This window comes from Streptomyces flavofungini, assembly GCF_041028215.1.
GTDB classification, from domain to species: Bacteria; Actinomycetota; Actinomycetes; order Streptomycetales; family Streptomycetaceae; genus Streptomyces; species Streptomyces flavofungini_B.
The window spans coordinates 1-625 of sequence record NZ_JASKYR010001490.1; the positions used below are offsets into that span (position 1 = coordinate 1).

1 protein-coding gene is annotated in these 625 nt (G+C 73.1%); it reads left to right on the top strand.

The features are described 5' to 3' along the window. Positions 1 to 28: 28 nt before the first annotated feature. Positions 29 to 625: YncE family protein (locus AB8Z36_RS41820; protein WP_369218538.1), on the top strand; the 597-nt coding region annotated here is incomplete at its 3' end.

Here is a 625-nt window from a genome sequence, read left to right on the forward strand (position 1 = left end):
CGCCTACGTCGGGCACTACGGCGTCCGCATGGCGTCCACCCCCGGCGAGGGCGGCGCCGCCGTCTTCGTCATCGACCTCGCCGAGCGGTCCCTGGCCCGCACCATCGACACCCGCCCGTTCCGCCGCGTGCACGGCATGGGCATCGACGACCAGGACCGGCTGTACGCGCTGAGCGAGGAGAGGGCGGTGCTGCTCGGCTTCGACGACCCGGTCACCGACCAGGCGCCGACGCGGGCGGTGCCGACGCACGGCGTGAAGACCCACCTCTTCGCCCTCAGCCGCGACGGTGAACGCGCCTACGTCACGGGCCTGTTGTCCCACACGGTCAGCCTGGTCCGCCCGCACGACGCCGCCGCGCCCCCGCTCCTGGTGACCCCGGGACAACTGCCGGAGAGCAGTTGCCTGAGCACGGACGAGAGGACATTGTTCGTCGGCGCCCGCAAGAGCTCCGCCCTCGTCGCCGTCGACGCGCACACCATGAGGGTGCGGCGGAGCAGGAAGGTGGGCGGCGACCCGCTGCGCGTCTGCACCCTCGACGACGAGCGGCTCCTGGTGACGGACATCGTCGGCAGGACGCTGACCGTGTACGCCACCGCCGACCTGCGCCCCCTGCGCACGCTGCGG